This window comes from Shinella sp. GW835-FHT14H05 (assembly GCF_058793575.1).
In genome coordinates this window covers 639,502-662,292 of sequence record NZ_JBXAFY010000003.1, presented here as the reverse complement: position 1 = coordinate 662,292, position 22,791 = coordinate 639,502, and the positions used below count along the sequence as shown (strand labels likewise).

General features: G+C 65.0%; 19 protein-coding genes, 1 pseudogene and 1 riboswitch. Of the genes and pseudogenes, 14 read left to right on the top strand and 6 right to left on the bottom strand.

The annotated features are described in order from the left end of the window. Window positions 1-52 precede the first annotated feature (52 nt). From AC1Q6Z_RS14260 to AC1Q6Z_RS14250, 3 genes are read left to right on the top strand one after another with little or no spacing between them, the layout of a single operon-like run. Complete coding sequence (locus tag AC1Q6Z_RS14260; protein ID WP_492648294.1) at window positions 53-814, top strand: ImuA family protein; 762 nt, start codon at window positions 53-55, stop codon at window positions 812-814. Then, window positions 729-2,252: a DUF6504 family protein gene (locus AC1Q6Z_RS14255; protein ID WP_492648293.1), complete on the top strand. Its 1,524-nt coding sequence runs from the start codon at window positions 729-731 to the stop codon at window positions 2,250-2,252. The genes AC1Q6Z_RS14260 and AC1Q6Z_RS14255 overlap by 86 nt, the downstream gene beginning before the upstream one ends. Then, on the top strand, window positions 2,249-5,530 hold the full coding sequence (locus tag AC1Q6Z_RS14250) for an error-prone DNA polymerase (protein WP_492648357.1): 3,282 nt from the start codon (window positions 2,249-2,251) through the stop codon (window positions 5,528-5,530). Before AC1Q6Z_RS14255 ends, AC1Q6Z_RS14250 begins: the two co-directional genes overlap by 4 nt. Before the next feature lie 5 nt (window positions 5,531-5,535). Here AC1Q6Z_RS14250 and AC1Q6Z_RS14245 read toward each other — a convergent pair whose 3' ends face one another. Then, complete coding sequence (locus tag AC1Q6Z_RS14245) at window positions 5,536-7,536, bottom strand: CocE/NonD family hydrolase (RefSeq protein ID WP_492648292.1); 2,001 nt, start codon at window positions 7,534-7,536, stop codon at window positions 5,536-5,538. A gap of 185 nt (window positions 7,537-7,721) precedes the next feature. On the opposite strand from AC1Q6Z_RS14245, the pseudogene AC1Q6Z_RS14240 reads away from it, so the two are divergent. Both AC1Q6Z_RS14240 and AC1Q6Z_RS14235 read left to right on the top strand, forming a co-directional pair. Continuing rightward, window positions 7,722-9,134: pseudogene (locus AC1Q6Z_RS14240) on the top strand (NAD(P)-dependent oxidoreductase); the annotation flags it as partial. A 67-nt stretch (window positions 9,135-9,201) separates the two neighbouring features. After that, complete coding sequence (locus tag AC1Q6Z_RS14235) at window positions 9,202-9,567, top strand: hypothetical protein (RefSeq protein ID WP_492648291.1); 366 nt, start codon at window positions 9,202-9,204, stop codon at window positions 9,565-9,567. An 18-nt stretch (window positions 9,568-9,585) separates the two neighbouring features. On the opposite strand, the gene AC1Q6Z_RS14230 is transcribed toward AC1Q6Z_RS14235, so the two are convergent. The 4 genes from AC1Q6Z_RS14230 to AC1Q6Z_RS14215 are packed head-to-tail and all read right to left on the bottom strand — an operon-like array spanning window position 9,586 to window position 13,533. Next, on the bottom strand, window positions 9,586-10,701 hold the full coding sequence (locus tag AC1Q6Z_RS14230) for a DmpA family aminopeptidase (RefSeq protein ID WP_492648290.1): 1,116 nt from the start codon (window positions 10,699-10,701) through the stop codon (window positions 9,586-9,588). Window positions 10,702-10,703: 2 nt separating this feature from the next. After that, window positions 10,704-11,534, bottom strand: coding sequence for an ABC transporter permease (locus AC1Q6Z_RS14225; RefSeq protein ID WP_319313889.1), 831 nt, complete (start codon window positions 11,532-11,534; stop codon window positions 10,704-10,706). 12 nt (window positions 11,535-11,546) lie between these two features. After that, the gene (locus AC1Q6Z_RS14220) at window positions 11,547-12,449 is read right to left on the bottom strand and encodes an ABC transporter permease (RefSeq protein WP_492648289.1); all 903 of its coding nucleotides are present in this window, start codon (window positions 12,447-12,449) and stop codon (window positions 11,547-11,549) included. A 1-nt stretch (window position 12,450) separates the two neighbouring features. After that, window positions 12,451-13,533, bottom strand: coding sequence for an ABC transporter ATP-binding protein (locus AC1Q6Z_RS14215; protein WP_492648288.1), 1,083 nt, complete (start codon window positions 13,531-13,533; stop codon window positions 12,451-12,453). A gap of 161 nt (window positions 13,534-13,694) precedes the next feature. On the opposite strand from AC1Q6Z_RS14215, the gene AC1Q6Z_RS14210 reads away from it, so the two are divergent. The 6 genes from AC1Q6Z_RS14210 (at window position 13,695) to AC1Q6Z_RS14185 (ending at window position 19,733) form a co-directional block, all read left to right on the top strand. Then, window positions 13,695-14,765 (top strand): polyamine ABC transporter substrate-binding protein, encoded by a 1,071-nt coding sequence (locus tag AC1Q6Z_RS14210; protein WP_492648287.1) that lies wholly within the window; start codon window positions 13,695-13,697, stop codon window positions 14,763-14,765. A 55-nt stretch (window positions 14,766-14,820) separates the two neighbouring features. Beyond that, window positions 14,821-15,675, top strand: coding sequence for a MurR/RpiR family transcriptional regulator (locus tag AC1Q6Z_RS14205; protein ID WP_256116882.1), 855 nt, complete (start codon window positions 14,821-14,823; stop codon window positions 15,673-15,675). Window positions 15,676-15,701: 26 nt separating this feature from the next. Further along, window positions 15,702-15,934, top strand: a riboswitch (cobalamin riboswitch). A 154-nt stretch (window positions 15,935-16,088) separates the two neighbouring features. Next, window positions 16,089-17,129 (top strand): ABC transporter substrate-binding protein, encoded by a 1,041-nt coding sequence (locus AC1Q6Z_RS14200; protein ID WP_492648286.1) that lies wholly within the window; start codon window positions 16,089-16,091, stop codon window positions 17,127-17,129. Between the two features lie 17 nt (window positions 17,130-17,146). Next, window positions 17,147-18,154, top strand: a complete 1,008-nt coding sequence (locus AC1Q6Z_RS14195; protein WP_492648285.1) for a FecCD family ABC transporter permease — start codon at window positions 17,147-17,149, stop codon at window positions 18,152-18,154. Continuing rightward, window positions 18,151-18,957 (top strand): ABC transporter ATP-binding protein, encoded by an 807-nt coding sequence (locus tag AC1Q6Z_RS14190; protein WP_492648284.1) that lies wholly within the window; start codon window positions 18,151-18,153, stop codon window positions 18,955-18,957. Before AC1Q6Z_RS14195 ends, AC1Q6Z_RS14190 begins: the two co-directional genes overlap by 4 nt. Next, complete coding sequence (locus AC1Q6Z_RS14185) at window positions 18,957-19,733, top strand: class I SAM-dependent methyltransferase (protein WP_492648283.1); 777 nt, start codon at window positions 18,957-18,959, stop codon at window positions 19,731-19,733. The genes AC1Q6Z_RS14190 and AC1Q6Z_RS14185 overlap by 1 nt, the downstream gene beginning before the upstream one ends. Here the strand turns inward: AC1Q6Z_RS14185 and phnF are convergent. Further along, the gene (phnF, locus tag AC1Q6Z_RS14180) at window positions 19,711-20,463 is read right to left on the bottom strand and encodes a phosphonate metabolism transcriptional regulator PhnF (protein ID WP_256116875.1); all 753 of its coding nucleotides are present in this window, start codon (window positions 20,461-20,463) and stop codon (window positions 19,711-19,713) included. The genes AC1Q6Z_RS14185 and phnF overlap by 23 nt on opposite strands. Before the next feature lie 100 nt (window positions 20,464-20,563). On the opposite strand from phnF, the gene phnG reads away from it, so the two are divergent. Genes phnG through AC1Q6Z_RS14165 form a run of 3 tightly spaced genes read left to right on the top strand, consistent with a single transcriptional unit; the run spans window position 20,564 to window position 22,761 of the window. Further along, window positions 20,564-21,049 (top strand): phosphonate C-P lyase system protein PhnG, encoded by a 486-nt coding sequence (gene phnG / locus AC1Q6Z_RS14175; protein ID WP_492648282.1) that lies wholly within the window; start codon window positions 20,564-20,566, stop codon window positions 21,047-21,049. Then, on the top strand, window positions 21,049-21,657 hold the full coding sequence (gene phnH / locus AC1Q6Z_RS14170) for a phosphonate C-P lyase system protein PhnH (protein WP_492648281.1): 609 nt from the start codon (window positions 21,049-21,051) through the stop codon (window positions 21,655-21,657). The genes phnG and phnH overlap by 1 nt, the downstream gene beginning before the upstream one ends. Window positions 21,658-21,660: 3 nt before the next feature. Beyond that, on the top strand, window positions 21,661-22,761 hold the full coding sequence (locus AC1Q6Z_RS14165) for a carbon-phosphorus lyase complex subunit (RefSeq protein ID WP_492648280.1): 1,101 nt from the start codon (window positions 21,661-21,663) through the stop codon (window positions 22,759-22,761). The last annotated feature ends 30 nt before the right edge of the window (window positions 22,762-22,791 follow it).

Below are 22,791 nucleotides of genomic sequence, written 5' to 3'. Positions count from 1 at the left end.
TTTGAGAACAAATAAAGAACAAACCTTCTCAAACTCGGGAGCTGCAACGCCGATGTCTGCCTCCGCCGCCCATGCCGTTGTCGCCGATCTGCGCGACCGCATCCGGCAGTTCGATGGCCGTGCCGCGCGTGACCGGGCGGTGCTGCCCTTCGGCGTGCCGGACATAGACGACAGGCTGCCGGGCGGCGGGCTGGCGCTTGCGAGCCTGCACGAGGTCTGCGGCGGAGGCAACGATGCGGTCGAGGGGGCGGCCGCCATGCTCTTTGCCGCCGGCATCGCGGCGCGCACCAAGGGACAGGTGCTCTGGATCCTGACCCGGCCCGATCTTTTCGCGCCTGCACTCGCGCAGGCGGGGCTCGCCCCCGGCCGCGTCATCTATGTGGAGGCGGGCGATGAAAAAAGCCTGCTCCTCTGTTTCGAGGAGGGCCTGCGCCATGGCGGGCTCGGCGCGGTGGTGGCGGAGGTGGCGCGATTGTCGCTGACCGCCTCGCGCCGCCTGCAACTGGCGGCCGAGGCCGGTGGCACGCTCGGCATTGCGCTGCGCCGTTTCAAGCACCGGTCGGAGGAGAACGCCTTTGGGCAGCCCTCTGCCGCCGTGACGCGCTGGCGGGTGGCCGTCCGGCCGTCCGTCGCCCTTCCCGTGCCCGGCATCGGCCGGGCGCAGTGGCTTTTGCAACTCGTGCGCTGCCGGGCCGGCGAGGCGGCAGACTTTGACGTGGAGGCACCCGATGCCGAGGGTCGTATCGCTTTTTCTTCCCGGCTGGCCGATCGATCGTCTGAGGCGGGCGCTTGGCGCCGCGGCACCTCCGCCTGACAAGCGGCTCGTGCTCGTCGGCCGGGAGGGCTCGCGCCGCATCCTGACCGCCGTGAGCAAGCCGGCGGAACAGGCGGGCCTGCGCGTCGGCATGCCGCTCACCAAGGCCCATGCGCTGGTGCCCGAGATCGTGACCATGCCGGCCGATCCCGCGGCGGATGCATCGGCACTGGAGCGCCTGTCGCTCTGGGCCTTGCAGCACTATGCGCCCATCGTCGCGCCCGATCCGCCGGATGGCCTGGTCATCGACACGACCGGCGCCGACCATCTGCACGGCGGCGAGGAGCGCATGCTGACCGGCCTCGTCAACCGCCTCGCGGCCTCCGGCATTTTTGCGCGCGCGGCGGTGGCGGATAGCTGGGGTGCCGCGCATGCCGCCGCCCGTTTCCTTGCCGATCCCGTGCGCGTCATTGCGCCGGGCACGGTGGGCGAAACCGTCGCGCCGCTGCCGATCCTCGGGCTGCGGATACCGCCGGAAACCGTGACAGGCCTGCGCGTGCTCGGCTTCGCCACTATCGGCGACGTGCTGGCCGTGCCCCGCGCGCCGCTGGTGCTGCGCTTCGGCCCGCTCCTCGGCCGCCGGCTCGACCAGATCCAGGGCACGATCTCGGAACCTGTCGATTCGCTGCGCGATCCCGATGTCGTGACGGTCCGCAAAGTGTTCGGCGAGCCGATTGGCGCGCCCGAAACCATCGCGCGCTACACGAAGGGCCTCGTGCACGATCTCTGCCAGGCGCTGGAAAAACGCGGCCTCGGCGCCCGCCGGCTCGATCTCCTCTTCCACCGCGTCGACAGTTCGCTCCAGGCGATCCGCGTCGGCACGGCACGCGCCGTTCGCGACGAAGACCGCCTCACGCGGCTCCTCTCGGACCGTATCGAGACGATCGATCCGGGTTTCGGCATAGAGATCATGGACCTGACCGCCACGCTTGCCGAACCGCTCGTCCTGCAACAGGCGGTCTCCTCGCTGATCGAGGAGGAGCAGGCCGACATTGCCGGTCTCGTCGACGTGATCGCCAACCGCATCGGGGCCGCCCGCCTTTACCGCATCGCCCCCGTCGAAAGCGACGTGCCGGAACGCTCCTTCCGCCGTATTCCGCCGCTAGCCCCCGATGTCGGCACGACCTGGCAGAACAGTTGGCCGCGCCCGGCGCGCCTGCTGGCCCGGCCCGAGCCGATCGAAGTCATGGCGCTCCTGCCCGACCACCCGCCCGCCTCCTTCACCTGGCGCGGAAAGCGCCGGCTGGTGAAACGCGCCGACGGCCCCGAGCGCATCTTCGGCGAATGGTGGAAACGCGACGCCGAACTCGCCGCCGTGCGCGATTATTTCCAGGTCGAGGACGCCGCCGGCGAACGCTTCTGGCTCTTCCGCCCGGGCGACGAACAGCAGGTGACAGCCGGCCTCGGCCGCTGGTTCCTGCACGGAATTTTCGCATGAAGCCGCGCTACGCAGAGCTCCAGGTCACATCGCACTTCTCGTTCTTGAGAGGGGCAAGCAGCAGCGCGGAATTGTTCGCCCAGGCAAGCGCTCTCGGCATTGAGGCCCTGGCGGTTGTCGACCGCAACAGCCTTGCCGGCGTCGTTCAGGCCCACAGGGCGGCGAAGGAGCTGCCTGCGGACGCCAACATCGTGCGCCTCATTGTCGGTTGCCGGCTCGACCTTGTCGATGGCATGTCGCTGCTCGTCTATCCGACCGACCGCGACGCGTACGGGCGCCTCTGCCGCATGCTCACCATCGGCAAGAAGAAAGCGGGCAAGGGCAAATGCCATCTCGACTGGTCGGACGTCGTGGATTGGAACGAAGGCCTCATCGCCGTTCTGGTCCCCGACGAGGCGGACGAGACCGCGGCCTTCCAGCTCCGCCGCATGCGTGAAACATTCAAGGACCGCTGCTATCTCGCCCTGACGCTTCGCCGCCGGCCAAACGATCAGCTCCGCCTCTTTGACCTCTCCAACCTAGCCACGCAATATCGCGTGCCGACCGTCGTCACCAATGACGTGCTCTACCACGAACCAGGCCGGCGGATGTTGCAGGACATCGTGACCTGCATCCGCCACAACGTGACCATCGACAATGCCGGCTTCTTGCGCGAGCGTCATGCCGACCGCTACCTGAAACCCCCGGAAGAAATGCACCGTCTCTTCACGCGCTTTCCGGAAGCGCTTCGACGCACGCTTGAGGTTATGGAGCGTTGCCAGTTCTCACTGGATGAATTGCAATACCAATATCCCGACGAGAAGGAGTATGCCCACCTTACGCCACAGGAGGCACTGGAGAAATACACCTGGGAGGGAGCCGCGAACCGATACCCGGACGGCGTGCCGGATATCGTCTGCAAGAAGCTGAACTATGAACTGCGTCTCATCGAGAAGATGAAGTATGCCCCTTACTTCCTGACAGTGAACTCGATTGTCCGCCATGCCCGATCGATCGGCATTCTTTGCCAGGGCAGGGGATCGGCGGCAAACAGCGCGGTGTGCTACGCTCTCGGTATTACCTCAATTAATGCAACCAACAATGGTTTGCTTTTCGAGCGGTTCGTTTCGGAGCAGCGCGGTGAGCCACCCGACATCGACGTCGATTTCGAGCATGAACGGCGCGAAGAGGTCATCCAGTGGGTCTACGATACCTATGGCCATGATCGCGCTGCGCTTTGCGCCACGGTCATCCGCTATCGCTCCCGCGGCGCCATGCGGGATGTCGGGCGTGCACTCGGCATGCCCGAGGACGTGCTCAAAGCCTTGTCGTCGCAGGTCTGGGGTTGGTCCAACGATATTCCGAAGGCACAGATCGAAGATATCGGCTTTAATGTCGACGATCGACGCATCCGGCTGTTGGTAGAGCTCTCCCGGCAATTGACCGGTGTGCCGCGCCATCTTTCCCAGCATCCCGGCGGCTTCGTGCTGACCCGTGATCGGCTCGACGATCTCGTGCCGATCGAGCCTGCCGCCATGGATGATCGCCAGGTCATCGAATGGGACAAGGACGATGTCGAGTTCCTGGAATTCATGAAGGTGGATGTGCTGGCGCTCGGCATGCTGTCCTGCATGCGCCGGGCTTTCGAATATCTGGAAGACCTCAAGGGCATTCAAAAAGGCCTCTGGAACATTAGCCTGGATGATGAGCCAACTTACGAGATGATTTCCAAGGCAGATACGCTCGGCACCTTCCAGATCGAGAGTCGGGCGCAAATGTCCATGTTGCCAAGACTTAGGCCGAAAGAATTCTACGACATCGTCATCCAAGTGGCGATTGTCCGGCCCGGCCCGATCCAGGGGGACATGGTGCATCCCTATTTGCGCCGTCGTCAGAAGTTGGAAAAACCAGATTATCCTGATGACGAAAACTTAAAGAATGTCCTCAAAAAGACACTGGGTGTGCCCTTGTTTCAGGAGCAGGCCATGCAAGTGGCTATTGTTGGGGCCGGCTTTTCAGCCGGCAGGGCCGATCAGTTGCGGCGGGCTATGGCGACCTTCAAACACACGGGTGGCGTCGATAAATTTCGGCAAGAACTCATCTCTGGCATGACCAAGAACAATTATCCAATCGAATTCGCCGAACGTATGTGCCGCCAGCTCGAAGGCTTCGGCTCCTATGGTTTTCCGGAAAGCCACGCCTATAGTTTCGCCATCATCGCCTACGCCTCCGCGTGGATGAAGTGCCATCACCCGGATATTTTCTGCGCAGCGCTGCTCAACTCGCAACCCATGGGCTTCTACGCGCCGGCGCAGATCGTGCGCGATGCGCAGGAGCATGGGGTGGAGGTTCGGCCGGTCTGCGTCAATGCGAGCCGGTGGGATTGCACGCTGGAGCCGACGGAGGACAAGAAGCGCTTTGCAGTACGGCTTGGCCTCAAAATGATCAAGGGTCTCAGCAATGCGGAGGCCGGAAAACTCATCTCGAAGCGCGCCGACGAACCTTTCGTTTCCGTGGACGATCTCTGGCGTCGCGCCGAACTGCCGGTGTCACCCCTTGTCGAACTGGCCGAGGCGGATGCCTTTCGGCCGTCGCTGGGGCTAGCCCGGCGCGAGGCGCTCTGGGCTATCCGTGCTTTGCGCGACGAACCGCTTCCACTCTTCGTCGCGGCAGCTGAAAGGGAGGCGGCGGTGATCGCGGAACTGGACGAGCCGGCCGTTGCGCTTCGCCCCATGACGGCTGGCAACGAGGTCGTCGAGGACTATGGCCATGTCGGGCTGACGCTGCGGGCCCATCCCGTCAGCTTCCTGCGGGAGGATCTGCAACGGCAGAAAATCCTCCCCTGCCATGTCGCGACGAACCTGCGTGACCGGACCCGGGTCGAGACGGCCGGCGTGATCCTCGTGCGCCAGCGGCCGGGTTCAGCCAAGGGCGTCATCTTCGTGACGCTCGAAGACGAGACGGGCATTGCCAACCTCGTCGTCTGGAGAAGGGTTTTTATCGCTTATCGCAAGGTCGTGATGGGCGCGTCCATGCTCGGCGTGAAGGGCTATATCCAGCGAGAGGGGGAGGTGGTGCATGTGGTGGCCCAGCACCTGACGGACCTTTCCGGTATGCTCGCCAGCGTCGGCCATCGGGACGGGCCGTTTCCCCTACCGCATGGGCGCGGCGACGAGTTCCACCACGGCAGCCCGCCACACGATCCGCGTGGCGCGCCAAAACTTGTAAAACCGCGAAATCTCGTCGACGGCTACGGCCATATCGATGAAATCCGCGTCAAATCCCGCGACTTCCACTGACCGGCTCACATGAAGTCGCGCGGGATCGCCTTTTCGAAGGTCTTCTCGAAAACCTGTGCCTCGCCCTCGAAGGCGCGCACGCTTGCCGAGATCAGCCAGTCCGTCGCGGTGCAGGCGATGGTCGCCGTCGAGACCGTGCGCACGAACCAGCCGGGGCGCTGCATGTCGCAGGTCCAGACCGCGGTGCCGGTCATCGAGAGCGGGTCGTTTGCGGCGATCGACCAGAGTTCGTCGCGCACCTGCCGCGTGGCGAGCCCGGTGCCGGGATGCTCATAGAGGCCGGTGTCCTCGTAGATCGAATATTCGGTGAGGCCATTCGTCAGGTCGCGCTCCACGCCGCGCGCCGTTTCGCCGGGCGCAAGCTCGGTGTATTTCGGCAGCGGATCGGGGTTTTCCGGCTCGGGAAGCGCGATGACACGATGCGCGCCGAGCTTCGGCAGAGCAAGGCCGAGCGAGGCGAAGTCGATCGTGACGCCGGCATCCGTCGGCGGCGGCAGCACCATCGGCCAGTAGGCGGTCGAGAGCGACAGGCGGATGCGATGGCCGGCGCGGAAGCGATAGCCCATCGCGTCGAGCACAAGGCGGATGCGGGTTTTTTCGCTACGCGGCATGGCCTCCGGCGCGGCATTGCCGCCCCGATGGGCGAGGTTCACGACGCCGAAGGTGACGCGCGTCGCCGTACCGTCCGGATGCACGTCGACGAGGCGGGCGCAGAGATTGGCAATGTCGGCCTCCGTCGCGACATCGAGTTCCAGCACCGGCTGGCCGAGGAAGTCCTGGGGCTCCGCGAGCGGCGGCGTCTCGATGACGAGCGAACCGGCATCGTCGAGCCGCTGGTCGAGCGCCATTTCCGCATCCGGCTTCAGCGTGAACCACTCGCCGGCCATGATGCCGGTGTCGAGCGGCGATTTCAGAAAGCGGTCATGGTCGACGGCGCCGGCAATCGGCATGCCGGGCGCGAGCGTGCCGTATTGTTCCACGTAGAAGGTCGCCATGTCCGGCGTCTGCCAGCTATCCTTGGCGATCCAGAAACCGGGGTCGTTTTCGCGGCGCAGCGACGGGCGGGCGGCGTCCTGGATATAGGCGCGCACCTGCGGTGTGTTTTCCGCGCCGTTCTCCTCGCCGCGCAGCCAGCGGTTCCACCAGGCGATCGCCTCGGTGTGGAAATCCATGCGGGGCTTCGGCCAGGCGAAATGCGGGTATTTGTGCACCCATGGGCCGATGAGCGCTTTTGCCTTCTCGCCAAGACCTTCGACGGCCTTCAGCGGCGTGCTGCGATAGCCATCCGCCCAGCCAGCAATGACGAGCGCAGGCACGGGGAAGCCGGCAAAATCCTCTGCGATCGAGCCATGTTTCCAGAAGGCGTCGCGGCGCTGGTGTTGCAGCCATTCCTCCAGGAAGAAGGGCTCGTTTTCCAGCCGCTCCAGCCACATGGCCTTCCAGCAATCGCCGACGATCTCGGGATCGGGCGAGCGCGACTGGTAGGCGAGCATGGTGGCGGCCCAGGAGAGCTGGGCGGAAAGGTGCGTACCGTTCTTGTAATGGATGTCGTCGTTGTAGCGGTCGACGGTGGAGGCGATGGAGATGACGGCCTTCAGCGCCGGGGGCTTGAGTGCCGCGACTTGCAGGCAATTGAAGCCGCCCCAGGAGATGCCCATCATGCCGACCGCGCCGTTCGACCAGGGCTGAGCGGCGATCCAGGCGATGAGTTCGCAGGCGTTTGCCAATTCCAGCGGCGTATATTCGCCATCGATGACGCCGTCGGATTCGCCCGAGCCGCGGATATCGACCCGCACGCCCGCAATGCCGGCGGCGGCGAAGACCGGATAGGTCGATTCATCGCGCGGGCTCGTTCCATCGCGCTTCCTGTAAGGCAGGAATTCGAAGACGGCGGGCACGGGATCTTGTTCCGCACCCTCCGGCATCCAGATGCGGGCGGCGAGCCTCGTGCCGTCGGCAAGCGTGATCCACTGGTTTTCGATGACGGTGAAGGCGCGGTCTGTCATGGGAAATCCTCTCGTGCGCCTCTTTATGGCGGGGGCGCGCGGGGCGGGCAATATGGTTGTTTTGACCTTGCATGTCGCTTTTGTCTTGGCGCTTGCCCACCCGGAAAAACTCGCCTACGAAAAATGGGGGACAAGCAGGGAGGGGCGCCATGCAGGATCGACACGCGGCTTTTGAAGACCGGACGCGGCTGGACGACCCCGAGCGCGCCTATCGAATCCTGATCGCCGACCTGATCGGCCTTCGCTTCGATGCGAATGGGCGGCCCGACCACGGCAAGGTGCAGGCCCATATCGAGGCGCACGGCGGCACGTTCCATGATGGCCCCTATGCGGGCGGGGCCTTGCCGCCCGGCATCCATTTCTTCTACCAGCCGGACCTGAGCACCAAGGACGACATCCTCGCGCAGACCGCCCATGGCCAATATGACGCGCTGATCGCCGCGGCGACCTTCATTCCGATGCAGGCCCTGTTCCCGCTCGGCGGCGTGCGCATCGGCGCCGGCACCGGCAATATGGGCTCCGCCTCCTGGGGCGGCGGCGATGGCGAAGGCGGCGTCGCGCCGCTGATGAACACGCCCGGCATCAACAGCCGCGCAACGGCGCAGATGGTGATGAAGGCGGTGCTCAAGGTCACGCCGGACCTGCCGGTCGACCTGCTTCACCAACGGGTCGTCGCCGGTGATTTCGATACCGGCCGCGACCTCAAGTCCTATCCGACCGGCAAGCTGGAAGGGCGCCGGATGGCGGTGCTCGGCTATGGCAATATCGGCCGCGAGGTCGCCAAACTCGCGCGCGCCTTCGGCATGCATGTCGTCGTGCACGCGCGGGCGAAACACCGGCAATGGATCGAGGCGGAAGGGTTCGAGCACGCGGAGACACCGGCCGCGGCGGCGCAGGGGGCGGATGTGCTCTCCGTCCATGTCGGCCTTGGCCGGCTCGATGCGGTGACGCGGGCTTATGCCAATGCCGGGATCGTCGGCGAGGCCGTGCTGTCGGCGATGAACCGCGGGGCGGTGGTCGTCAATTACGATCGCGGCGAGGTGGTGGATGCGGGGGCGCTCGACCGGGCGCTGGCGGCGGGGCAGGTGCGCCATGCGGCCATCGACGCCGACCTCTTCAAGGATGCGGAAAGCGGGGCGCTCAGCGGGCCGATGCTGCCCTATCTTACGCTCGCCGGCCGCCATCCCGGCAAACTCGAACTGCTGCCGCATGCGGCGGCCGATACGGACCATCCCTCCCGCGTTGCCGGCGCCTGCCAGGCGGTCGACCAGATCATCGATGCCATCCGTTACCGCCGGATCAGCAATCTCAAGGGCGGCCTGCCGGATGGCTATGTCGATGCCGGCGCGAAGGTGCCGCGCGGCATCGGGCGCGTGAATACCCTGACTTTGGCGGCGGCAGTCGCCGACCGGCGCTTTGCCGAGCTGCACGGCGTCTCCCGCGAAATCGCCGATACGCTGGAGGCGATCGTCGAAGCCGTCGACGAGGGCATGACGCACCAGCCGGCGAAGGGCGACGTGATCGCGCTGACCCATCTGCTGCTGCGCCAGCGCCTGCTCCTTGAGGCGCTGGGACTGGATGGCCCTGCGGAGGCTTAGGACGCGGCGGGAACTTTCGCCTTCACCGCAAGTTCCTTCCCTGACGCGAAAATCAGGGAGTGCTGCCATGACCCACCAGCAAGACGAACGCGGCGATCCGCTGACCCGCACCCACGATCCCGCCCGCAAGAACTATGCGGCGCAGGAAACCCGCCAGGGCCGCCTTGGCAAACCGATGCTGAAGGTGCTCGGCATCAGCCTTGCGCTTGCAGTCCTGGTATGGGGCGGTGTCGAGATTTGGGGCGAACAGGTCGATCCGACGGTCGACACCGAGCAGACGTCCTCAACCTCGAACGGCACGTCGACGCAGGATACGATCGACAATACCGTTCCCGGCGGCGGCGAGACGGTTCCGACGGAACGCGACCCGACTTCGCAATCCGGCACCGGCGGCGACAGCCAGAGCGTCACGCCGGACGGGACGGCCAACTGACCTCGATGAGGCCGGTGCCTAAAGGTGCCGGCCGTATTGCTGCATGACCGCCATCAGCTGGTCGTGCCTTATGGCATCGATGCGGAAACGGTCATGCGGCGTGCCGCCGCTGTCTTCCGCCGCCAGCATGGCGTTGATCACAGCTTCCTCCACACTCTCGACCGCCGCCAGATAGACCGGGTCGAGATGCTCGTCGTTGACCATGTCGAGGTTGAGCATGGCCTGTGCCTTGTGGGCCATCGGCTGTGAATTGGCGGTCGAGAAGGCGAGGAAGATGTCGCCCGAATTGTTGCCGCCCGGCGTGCCGTTGCGGCCGATGCCGATGGCGGCGCGGCGGGCGAGGCGCTTCAACTGGTGCGGCGCCATGGGGAGGTCCGTGGCGATGACGACAATGATAGATCCACGCTCCTTGAGCTGGCTTTGCGGCGTGTTGTCCTGCAGGTGTTTGCCGACCGGCACACCGCAGATCGTCAGCCAGTCGCGTTGGCCGTGGTTGGCCTGCACCAGCGTGCCGACTGTATACTCTCGATCACCGACGGTGACGATGCGGGAGGCAGTTCCGGTGCCGCCTTTGAAGCCATAGGTGATCATGCCGGTGCCACCGCCGCAATTGCCCTCCGAAACGGGGCCGCGCGACAGGTTTTCCAGCGCCGCGCGCACGTCCGCTTCCGTTACCGGCATGCCGTTGATGTCGTTCAGCACGCCGTCATAGGTTTCGGCGATGACGGGCATCAGCCAGAGGAAATCACCCACCTCGTAGGTCGAGGCGTAGCGCTCCAGCATCCAGCGGGTCGTCGCGTGATGGGTGATGCCGACGCCGTGGGTATTGGTGATCATCACCGGGCCGAGGAAGGTGCCGCCGTCCTCGATCCAGTGCGTGCCTGTCATCTCGCCGTTTCCGTTGAAGCGGTGCACGCCGGCATAGACCGGGATGGGCGTTTCGCTGTCGGCATACGGCAGGATGGCGGTGACGCCGGTGCGCACCGGCAGCTTGCGGCCGGGGCGCGGGGTTTCCTCCCGGATGGTCTGGAAGCCGACGGCGATGCCCTCGACATCCGTGATGGCGTTGAAGGGGCCGGTGCGGGCGGTGAAGGGCAGGCCGAGGTCGCGGGCGCGGGGTTTTGTCTGGGTCATGGTCATTTCTGCCGGGAGCGGAGGTAGAGGCCGAGCGAGGCGACGACGAAGGAGAAGGTCAACATCATCACGGCGATGGCGTTGATCTCCGGCTTGATGCCGCGCCGGAGCATGGCGAAGATGAACATCGGCAGCGTCGTCACATCGACGCCCGCGATGAAATAGGTGATCACGAGGTCGTCCATCGAGATGATGAAGGCGAGCAGCGCGCCGCCGACGATGCCGGGCAGGAGCTGCGGGAATACCACCCTGCGAAACGTCGTCCATTCATTGGCGCCGAGATCGGCGGACGCATGCTCCAGCGTGCGATCCATGCCGGCGAGCCGGGCGGAGACGACGATGAAGACGTAGGAGATCAGGAAGGTGCACTGGCCGATGATGATCGTCGTGAGGCCGAGATTGACGCCGGCATTGACGAAGAAGATCAGCAGCGCGATGCCGAGCACGATATCGGGCATCAGCATCGGCATGAACATGACGACGCGATAAAAACGCCGGCCGAAGAAATCGAAGCGGTAGAGGGCGATGGCGATCGCCGTGCCGAGCACGGTGGCGATGGTGGTGGTGGAGGCGGCGATCATCAGGCTGTTCCAGACGGCCTGAACGAGCTGGTCGGTCGATTCGATATAGAGCGCGCTTTCCGAAACCGCCGTCTTGAAGCCGAGGACCTGAGCGTACCATTCGGTGGTGAAGCCGGTCCAGGTCATCATGTTGACCGGATTGGAATTGAACGAATAGACCGCGATCAGCACCAGCGGGATGTAGATGAAGGCGAAGAAGAGCGCGGTGTAGCCGATGAGGCTGCCGCGGGCGAGGGAGGCGATGATCTTCATGGCCGGCCTCCCTCAGCGCCCGGTCGCGGCATCAATGCCGCGGCGGCCGGACACGATGACATAGGCGAAAAGCAGCACCAGCATCACGCACATCACCATCATGGCAAGCGCCGAGCCGAAGGGCCAGTTGCGCGCCGCGAGGAACTGCTGCTCGATGAGGTTGCCGAGCATCATGACCTTGGCGCCGCCAAGGATGGCCGGCACGACGAAATTGCCGAGCGCGGGAATGAAGACGATCACCGCACCGCCGGCAATGCCGGGCGCCGTCAGTGGTAGGATGATACGCAGGAACGTGCGGATCGGCCCGGCGCCGAGATCGAGCGAGGCGCGCACCAGCGTCCAGTCGAGCTTTTCGACACTGGCATAGACCGGCATGAACATGAACGGGATGAAGATATAGACCATGCCGAGAATGATCGCGCCGTCCGTATAGATCAGCTCCAGCGGCCGGGCGATGACGCCGGTGTTGAGCAGCACCGCGTTGACGAGGCCGGTCTGGCGCAGGATCAGCACCCAGATGAACAGCCGCACGATCAGGCTGGTGAAGAAGGGCAGGGTGATGAGGAACAGGCAGAAATTCTTCCAGCGCTCGGAAAGCCGGCTGATGCAGAAGGCGGCCGGGTAGCAGACGATAAGCGTGGCGACGACGGTGAGTGCCGAGATCTTCAGCGAGCGCAGGAAGATCGCGATATAGACCGGATCGAAATCCTCGAACATCGGGTCGGCGAAACCGAGGATGCGGCCGTAATTGTGCGGATACCAGGTCCATTCCACCCCGCCGTAGAGGCCGGGCGCCAGAAAGCTCGTCACGATCATGATGGCGAGCGGACCGAGGAAGAAGACGGCAAGGAACAGCGAGACCGGCCCGAGAAGCAGGCCGAGTTGGGCGCGGCGGCGAAAGGCGATCGACGACATGTCAGGCGGCCTCCGCCGGGATGAGATGGACGGCGGCCGGATCATAGGCGAGACGCGCGCGGCGCGACTGCTCGATCTCGCCGACGAGGTTTCGACGCGTCGCCGGGATTTCGGCGATCACCCGCCGGCCCGTCGCGGTGCGGCCGAACAATTCGAAGGTGGAGCCGACGAAGACGATCTGTTCGAGATCGACGTCGAGGCTCGGGGCGCTGTCGCCCTGCTGCGCGAGGAAGAACTGTTCGGGGCGGATGAGGGCGGTCGCCGTGCCTGTGGTTTGTGCCTTGGCATGCGAAATGGAGAGGCCGTCCTTCGTCAGGAGATGTCCGCCAACCGCCTCGCCTTCGAATAGATTGCTGGCGCCGACGAAGGTGGCGACAAAGCTGTTCTTCGGCTGGTCGTAGATGGCACGCGGCGTATCGAGCTGCTGGATGCGCCCGCCCGAGAGAACGGCGACCCGATCCGACATGGTCAGCGCCTCCTGCTGGTCGTGCGTCACGAAGATGAAGGAGATGCCGAGTTCGTGCTGGAGCGTCTTCAGCTCGATCTGCATGGCCTGGCGCAGGTTCTTATCGAGGGCTGACAGCGGCTCGTCGAGCAGCAGCAGTTTCGGGCGGGCGATGATGGCGCGGGCAAGCGCCACGCGCTGCTGCTGGCCACCGGAAAGCTGGCGCGGCTTGCGGCCCTCCATGCCTTCGAGCCCCACCATACGCAGCGCGTCGGCGACACGCCTCGTGCGCTCCGCCTTCGCCACACCGGCGACTTCCAGCGCATAGCCGGTGTTCTCGCCGACGGTCATATGCGGGAAGAGGGCATAGTTCTGGAACACCGTATTGACCGGGCGGCGATAGGGCGGACGGTCCGTCATATCCTCGCCGTCGATCAGGATGCGCCCGGCATCGAGCTCGACGAAACCGCTGATCGCCTGAAGCAGCGTGGTCTTGCCGCAGCCGGAAGGACCGAGCAGCGTCAGGAATTCGTTGCGGCTGACATCGAGGTCGATCGCATCGAGCGCCGTCACGGTCTGGCCTTCGGGCGTGGCAAAGGCCTTCGCCGCCTTTTCCAGGCGGACTATGGAATCTCGCATCGTCGTTCCCCATTATGTTATAAAAATAACGCTTGTGCGATTTAGATATCTGGATACCATTTGTTCATCCAAGTCAACGGCCGAAAGAAGCCGGGACAGGAACAGGCGGCGCAAAGGAAAGCGCCGGGGCCACGCGGGCCAACCAACAGAGGAGACTATCGATGATCAAAATTTCCAATGCCGGCGCATCCGGCCTTCGCGCATGGACGCGCCAGACCGCTTTCTCGCTTGCCGCCCTCGTGGCCATGGCGGGCGTGGCAAATGCCACTGAGCTCAACATCTACAACTGGGGCGAATACATCAATCCGGAGGTTTTGAAGAAATTCGAGGAGGAGACCCAGATCAGGGTCAACCTCTCGACCTATTCCTCCAACGAGGAAATGCTGGCAAAAATCCAGGGTGGTGCAACGGGCTACGACATCGTCTTTCCGTCCGTACACATGCACGACATCATGGCCAAGCTGGACCTGCTCGAAAAGACCGACATCAACACCTATGAGGGGTTCAAGAACATCGACCCCGCCTTCCTGCGCGCGAAAAGCGACCCGAAGGGAGAATATTGCCTGCCCTATGCCTGGGGTTCGGTCGGCATCTTCTATAACCGCACGATCCTCGGCAAGGACATCACCGGCTGGAAGGACCTGATCGAGACGGTGAAGGCCAAGGGGCTGAAATTCACCCTGCTCGACGACATGCGCGAGGTGCTCGCCGTCGGCCTCATGCTGAACGGCCACAAGATCAACTCAACCGATCCGGCCCAATTGCAGCAGGCGGCGGAAACGATCATCGCCATGAAGCCCTATGTCGCGGCCTTCACCTATGACACGCGGCCGATGGTGCAATCCGGCGATGTTGCGGCCGGCCATTTCTTCGTCGGCGCCATGGTCGATGTCTTCGCCGACGATAAGGATCTCGGCTACGTGATCCCGGAAGAAGGCGGGACCATGTACCAGGAGGACGTCTGCGTGCTGAAGAGCGCGCCGAACAAGGAGAACGCCGTCAAATTCCTCCAGTTCTACACGCGGCCGGAGATCGCGGCGCTCAATGTCTCGCAGCAGACCAATGGCACGGCCAACGTGCCGGCGCGGGAATTGACCCCGGAAAAGATCAAGAATAGCAAGGAGATCAATCCGCCGGCCGAGACCATGGCGCGTCTCCAGATCTTCGAGGATCTTGGCCCGGCGCTCCGCCAGCTCGACCGTGTCTGGACGCGGGTGAAGACGGCGCAGTAATGGCGTGACTATCCCGCCCGTCTTCGGACGGGCGGTCTTTTTGGGGGAGGGCGACGTGTCGAAACGCATTCTGAAGCTCGTTCAGTCCGACGACCTCCGGCGGTCCAAATCCGACAAGCTGATCGCCAACTATATCGAGCGCAACATCGCCGATCTGCCCTTCGAGACGGCGCGCTCCATCGCCCAGCGGCTGGAACTTTCCCCGATGACCGTCGGGCGGTATCTCCGCCGCATGGGTTTTGACGGCCTCGACGAGCTTAAGGGCGAATTGCGCCGCGGCAGCTCCAACCCCGCCTGGCAGGTCAAGGGCCAGGTCGACCGGCTGGAGCAGGACCGCAAGGAAGGAAAACTTCTCGCGGGCCTCATCCAGCAGCAGATCGACAATCTCGGCCAGATCTACGAAATCACCAATGCGCCGGAATGGCAGCAGACGATCGATGCGCTGGTCGGCGCAACGGAGATCTATGTCGCCGCCTACCAGAACGTGCGCGGCATCGCGCAGTATTTCGCGAGCCAGCTTTCCTATACGCGGCCTCGCGTGCAATTCGTCGACGGGCTGAACGGCACCTATTCCGAACTGCTGGACGGCTCCGTCGAGGGGCGCCTGCTGTTTCTGCACGACGTGCGCCGCTTTGCCGCCAAGGCGCGGCCGCTGGCGCTGGAGGCGCGACGCGCGGGCGTCAAGGTCGTGCTCCTGACAGACGAGTTCTGCCCCTGGGGGCCGGAGGTCTCGGATATCTGCCTCATCGTGCCAGGCTCGCACGGGCCGCTGTGGGATGGCGCGGCCACCATGACCGCCGTCATGGACCTTATGCTCTCCAACATCATCGTCGTGATGGGCGAGGCTGTGAGCGAGCGCGTCGACACGCTGACCCGCCTTCAGGACGTCTTCGGGGATTTCGAGAGCTGAGCGCCTTGACGCTGCCGACTGCCGGGGACTAAGGATGGGATGACGGTTCCCTGAAGGATGACTCCCAGGGGATTAATAGGGAACACGGTACGGACGACCCAACAGGGACCCATTCCGTGGCTGCCCCCGCAACTGTAGGCGGATTGCCGCCTGTCCTCGGACGCGATTTTCGCGTCATGCCACTGCGGTTTTCCGCGGGAAGGCAGACAGGCAGCAGATATCCGTGAGCCAGGAGACCTGCCGTCATAGCAACAATCCAAGTCACGGGCGGGGATGCCCGGAACGGAGACGCCATGACGAACCTGCCTGCCGTACCTGGCAGACCTTCCCTCGTTTTCTCCCGACCGCGATCGATCCGCCCCCTTTGGCGCGTCGGCTGAGGCCGCACGCTTTCATTCATCCGGGAGAAATACATGACCCTGTTTTCTGCGGCCGCGCGGTCCGCATCGCTGCTCTCGCTCGTCGCCGGCTCTGCGGCGCTTCTGCTTTCAGCCTACACCGCCGCGGCGGCCGAGACGCAGTATCCGCTGACGCTGCAGAATTGCGGCCGTCCGGTCACCTTCCAGAAGGCGCCGACGCAAACCGTTTCGGTCGGCCAGAGCTCGACCGAAATTCTCTACATGCTCGGTCTTGCAGACCGCGTGGTCGGCACCGCGCTCTGGGTCGGCCCCGTTCTGAAGGGCTATGAAGAGGTCAATGCCAAGATCGATCGCCTCGCGGACAATGACCCGAGCTTCGAGAGCGTGCTCGGCAAGAAGCCGGATATCGTCACGGTCCAGTTCCAATGGCAGATCGGCCCGGAAGGCGTGGTCGCCAAACCCGAACAGTTCGAGGAGCTTGGCATTCCGGTCTACACATCCCCGTCCGATTGCGTCGGTAAGGAGAACAGCGCCGCAAGCGACGGCGTGCGCCATCAGGTCTTCACGATGGACCTCGTCTATCAGGAAGTGCGCGAACTGGCACAGATCTACAACGTACAGGACAAGGGCGAAGAGGTCGTTGCCGAACTGAAGGCACGCGAGGCGGCGGCCCGCGCCAAGGTCGCGGCTGCGGATGGCAAGCTGTCGGCCGTGTTCTGGTTCTCCAGCGCGGCTGATTCCGATCCCTATGTCGCCGGCAAGAACGGTGCGCCCGGCTACATCATGTCGGCATTGGGCATCGACAACATCATCAAGACCGACGACGAGTGGCCGATGGTGGGCTGGGAAACGATCGCCAAGTCGGGTCCGACGATCATCGTGGCCGGTTCGATGGAACGCCGCCGCTATCCGCTCGACAGCCTCGAGGCAAAGCTCGACTTCCTGAAGACCGACCCGGTGGCAAGCCTGATGCCGGCCGTCAAGAACAACCATGTCTTCGATATGGACGCGCAGGCGATGAACCCCACGATCCGCACGATCGAGGGCATCGAGCAGCTTGCCGATGCCATTGAAAAGGCTGGTCTGGCGAAGTGATAGCGGAACGCCCCCTCTTGTTCCGCACGGGCGCCGCTTTCGCGGCGCTCGTCCTGCTGGTCGTCGCGCTCGGCGTCGGGGCCGCCGTCGGCGAGACGGCGATACCGCTCGATATCGTCGCGAAGACGGTGGCGAACCGCCTCTGGCAGGCGGGGCACGCAATCGAGCCGATCGATGAGGGCATCATCTGGAACTACCGGCTGAGCCGGGCGGTGGTCGCCGCCTGCTGCGGCTCGGCGCTGGCGCTCTGCGGCGTCATCCTGCAATCGCTGCTGCGCAATGCGCTCGCCGATCCCTATATCCTCGGCATTTCGGCGGGGGCGTCCACCGGCGCGGTCTCCGTCGCCATTCTCGGCATCGGCGCGGGCGCCTTGACGCTGCCGGCCGGCGCATTCCTCGGCGCAATCGTCGCCTTCGGCCTTGTCAGTGCGCTTGCCGTGCGGGCAGGGCGGGGCACCGGCGCGATCATCCTTGCCGGCATCGCCGGCTCGCAGCTCTTCAATGCGCTCACCTCCTTCATCGTCACCAAGGCCGAAAGCGCCGAACAGGCGCGCGGCATCATGTTCTGGCTGCTCGGCAATCTCTCCGGCGTGCGCTGGCCGGATGTCTGGCTGGCGCTGCCGGTGGCGATCCTCGGCCTTCTCGTCTGCCTGTGGCATGCCCGCGCGCTCGACGCCTTCACCTTCGGCACGGAATCGGCCGCCTCGCTCGGCATTCCGGTGCGCCGCGTCTATATCGTGCTGATCGCCATCTCCGCGCTGATGACGGCAACCATGGTGTCGATCGTCGGCTCGATCGGCTTCGTCGGCCTCGTCATTCCGCATGCCGCGCGCATGGTCGTCGGTGTTCGCCATGGCCTGCTGCTGCCGGCTTCCGCGCTCATCGGCGCGATCTTCATGATCGCGGCAGACGTGCTGTCGCGCGTCATCATCCCCGGCCAGGTGCTGCCCATCGGCGTCATCACGGCGCTGTTCGGCGCGCCGGCCTTCGCCCTCATCCTCAGCCAGCGGAGATCGGCGCTATGACGCTCTCGGCAAATGGTCTCTTCTGGTCGGCCGGCGGCACGACCATCCTGTCGGATGTCTCGCTCGACGTGCGCCCCGGCGAGTTCCTCGGCATCATCGGCCCGAACGGCTCCGGCAAGACCAGCCTGATGGCGCTGATCGCCGGCATCCGCAAGCCGCAGCGCGGCGACGTCCTGCTCGGCGGCAGGCCCTTGCAGGCGCATGGCCGGCGCGAGATCGCCCAGCGCATCGCCTTCGTCGAGCAGCAGGCGGAGACGACCGAGCGCATCACCGCCCGCCAGGCCGTCGAGCTCGGCCGCACGCCGCATCTCGGCGCGCTGACGCCCTGGTCGAAAGCGGACGATGCGATCGTCGACCGGGCGCTGGAGGAGGTCGACATGGCGCATTTCGCCGATCGGCTCTGGCACACGCTCTCCGGTGGCGAGCGGCAGCGGCTGCACATTGCCCGCGCGCTCGCGCAGCAATCGCCGATCCTGCTGCTCGACGAGCCGACCAACCATCTCGACATCGGCCATCAGATCGGCCTGCTCCAGCTGGTGCGCGAACAGGAGCTGACCGTGGTCGCAGCCCTGCACGACCTCAACCACGCCGCCATGTTCTGCGACCGCATCGCCGTCATGCAAGGCGGCCGCATCGTGGCCCTCGGCACACCCGCCAAGGTGCTGGAGCCAGAGCGCCTGCACGATGTCTTCGGCGTGACCGTTGACGTCGAGCGCGACGGCGCCGGTGGCTGCGTCATCCGCTATCGCCGTCCCGATCCGCGGCCGCCGCGCCTGAAACTCGTCGCAGGCGAGGGAAACTGATGCACGGAGCCCTCCCCAACAGCCACCTCAAGGAAGACATTCGCGACTACTGGTCGCGACGGTCCGAAACCTTCGACCTCGCCTTCGGCCACCGCATTCCGGAAGGCCCGGAATTCGATGCCTGGGCGGCAGCGATCCGCGAGCGGCTCGGCCCGCAACCGCGCCGCGTGCTGGAGCTTGCCTGCGGCACGGGGGAGGTGACGCGCCTGCTGCTGTCGCTCGGCCACGAAGTGACGGCGCTCGATTTTTCCGAGGCGATGCTGGAGGTCGCGCGGCGAAAACATGCCGGCGCGAAGGGGCTGCGCTTCCTGCTCGCCGATGCGGAAAACCCGATGGAGCCGGACGAAAGCTATGACGCGATCGTCTGCCGCCACCTGGTCTGGACGCTGACGACGCCGCAACACGCCTTTGCCGAATGGCACCGCATGCTGAAGCCCGGCGGCACGCTGCTGTTCTTCGATGGCGACTGGGCGGCACCCACCCGGCTCGGCCGGCTGGCAAGCCGCGCCATCGCGGTCATCGACAGGTTTGCCGGCGTCGATCCCCACTATGACGGCGCGATGAGCGAGCGGCATGCCAGCATCATGGAGCGGCTTCCCTTCGGAGACGGCCTCAGCGTCAACCGCGTGCTGCCGCTGCTGGAAGCAGCAGGCTTTCGCAACATGACGATCGGCTCGCATGCGCCGATCGCTGCCGCGCAGCGCCGCACCGCGGATCTGCGCAACAAGCTGCGCACGCTGCTTTACCGCCGCTTCATCCTCTGCTGCCGGAAATAACCTCGGGCTCCGGCTCCACCGTCAGCTTGACGCGATCGGCGGCAAAACGCGTACGGGAAAACTGGATGGGCGTGCCGTCGAGGTCGGTATTGGTGGCCACCGCCACGAGGATGATGGCACCTGGCGAGAGCTTCAGTTGCCGCATGTCGTCGCCCTCGGCATGGATGGCCGATATTTCGGTGGAGCGGCGCACATAGTCGGGAAGGCCGAGTTCGCGGAAGGACGCGGTGATCGACCGGGTCTTCTCGTAAGCCTCCGCCATGCCGGCGAAACGGTCGGCCGGGAAGTAGCTCGTCGAGCGCGAGATCGGCCGCTTGTCGGCGCTGCTGACGATTTCCAGCCGCACGCAGCGTGAACCGGCCGCCAGCCCCAAGGCTTCCGTAACGATGGCCGGTGCGGCTTCCGTCGCAGCATCCAGCAGCTTGCCTTCGAGATCGCGCGCCTGGTTGCCAAGGCCCTGCGAAAAACGCGTGCGCCGCGAAATCGGGAAACGCAGGCGGTCGCGCCGCTCGATGCGGGTGCCGATGCCCTGGATCGGCCGGACGATGCCTTCTTCCGTAAGCGCCGCCATGGCGCTGCGCACCGTATGCCGGTTCACGCCGAAGCGGCCGGCCAGCACCACTTCCGGCGGCATCATGCCGGTCTCGTCGAAATCGCCATTGTTGATCGCAAGCCGCATGCGATCCGCGATCTGGCGCCAAAGCGCCACGCCCGATTGTCGTTCCACCATTTTCGCCCCCGCGAATACCCTCTGTCACACCCTTGTCATTCCCGCCCAATAAGACAAGACTTAGATGTTCGGTTGTCTAGATTAATAGACATTTGGAGAGATGACAATGACATCAACACAGAAATCTGCCGAGAGCGCCGCGAAAGGCGCGGCCGGCGAGCGGCAGAGGGCGATGGGCCTGCTGGCGAAGGCGAGCCGCGCGGAATTGCAGGCGGCCTGGGACGCGATTGACGACAAGCCGGCCGTCCAGCCCGTGCGCGGGCCGGAAACCGGCCTCGTCATGGTGCGCGGCCGCATCGGCGGTGGCGGCGCGCCGTTCAATCTCGGCGAGGCGACGGTCACCCGCGCCAGCATCCGGCTGGAAGACGGCACGGTCGGCCACGGCCAGTCGCTCGGTACGGACCCCGTCAAGGCGCGGCTTGCCGCGACATTCGATGCGCTCTTCCAGCAGCCAGCCCGCAAGGCGGATGTCGAAACGCTGCTTGATGCCATTGCGGCGCGCATTGCCGACGAGGACGCTGAAAAGGCGCGTCAGACGGCCGCCACACGCGTCGATTTCTTCACCATGGTTCGGGGAGAGGACTGATGTCACTCGATACGCTCGCCTTTGCCGGCGGCTTTGCGCAGCCGGTGTTCGAGGCGCAGGCCGTCTTCCGCACGCTGATGGACTGCATGGCCCGCCCGGGCACGATCGGCCAGGTTGCCGCGCCCGTCATGCCACCGGCACCGCTCAACGCCGCCGCCGGCGCCGTCGCGCTCACCCTCTGCGACCATGACACCACCGTCTGGCTGACGCCGAAGCTCGGCGCCTCGGCGCTGCCCGGCTGGCTCGCCTTCAATGCCGGCGCAACGCTGACGGAGGAGCGCCAGAACGCCCGTTTCGCTTTCGTGGAAAAGGGCGCGATGCTGCCCAATCTCTGCCTCTTCGCGCAGGGCACGCAGGAATATCCGGATCGTTCCACGACGCTCGTCGTCGAGATCGAAGCTTTCGAAGGTGGCCGCCCGCTCGTGCTGACCGGCCCCGGCATCCGCACGGAAGAAGAGATCGCACCGCTCGGCCTGCCGGACATGTTCCCGCATTTCTGGTCGGAGAACCGGCAGAATTTTCCGCGCGGCGTGGACCTGATCCTCGTTGCCGGCGACCGGATCCTGTGCCTGCCGCGCACCACCGTTCTTCGCGTGAAGGAGGCCTGAGCCATGTATGTTGCCGTCAAGGGTGGCGAAGCCGCCATCTCCAACGCCCACCGCCTTCTCGCCGACCGCCGCCGCGGTGACCGTTCGCTGCCGGCGATCGGCATCGAGCAGATCGTCGCCCAGCTCGGGCTCGCCGTCGACAGGGTGATGGCGGAAGCCTCGCTCTACGACCGGGCGCTTGCGGCCCTTGCCGTCCGGCAGGCGCGGGGCGACATGATCGAGGCGATCTTCATCCTGCGCGCCTATCGCACCACGCTGCCGCGCTTCGGTTATTCGAAGCCGGTCGAGACGGGCGCGATGCTCGTCGAGCGTCGCGTTTCGGCGACCTACAAGGACCTGCCGGGCGGCCAGCTTCTTGGGCCCACCTTCGACTATACGCACCGCCTTCTCGACCCGTCGCTGCTCGGCGACGAACCGGTCGACACGGCCCTCGAACGCGACGAGCCCGGCGAGCCGGTCATGCGCGTCTCCGACATCCTGGCCCGCGAAGGCCTCGTCGAGGATGATGGCAACCTGCTGGAGGGCCATGTCGCGGGGGATCTCACGCGCGAGCCGCTGGAATTCCCGATGGCGCGAGACCTGCGCTTGCAGGCGCTTGCCCGTGGCGACGAAGGTTTTCTGCTGGCGCTCGGTTATTCCACCCAGCGCGGTTATGCCCGCACCCATCCCTTCGTCGGAGAAGTGCGCATCGGCGAGGTCGAGGTGGAGCTGGACATGCCGGAGCTCGGTTTCTCCGTCTCGCTCGGCCGCATCCAGGTTACCGAATGCCAGATGGTCAACCAGTTCAAGGGCTCGGCAAAGAACCCGCCGCAGTTCACCCGCGGCTACGGCCTCGTCTTCGGCCAGAGCGAGCGCAAGGCCATGGCCATGTCGCTGGTCGATCGCGCTCTTCGCGCCGAAGAATTCGGCGAGGACATCATGGCGCCGGCGCAGGATGAGGAATTCGTAATTTCCCATTCGGACAATGTGCAGGCGACCGGTTTCGTCGAGCACCTAAAGCTGCCGCATTACGTGGATTTCCAGGCTGAACTCGATCTCGTGCGCCGCATGCGGCGGGAATACGAGGAGCGGGCCGACGCCGTCATGAGGGATGCCGCCGAATGAGCTCAGTCCTTCTCACGCCGTCGCGAAAAG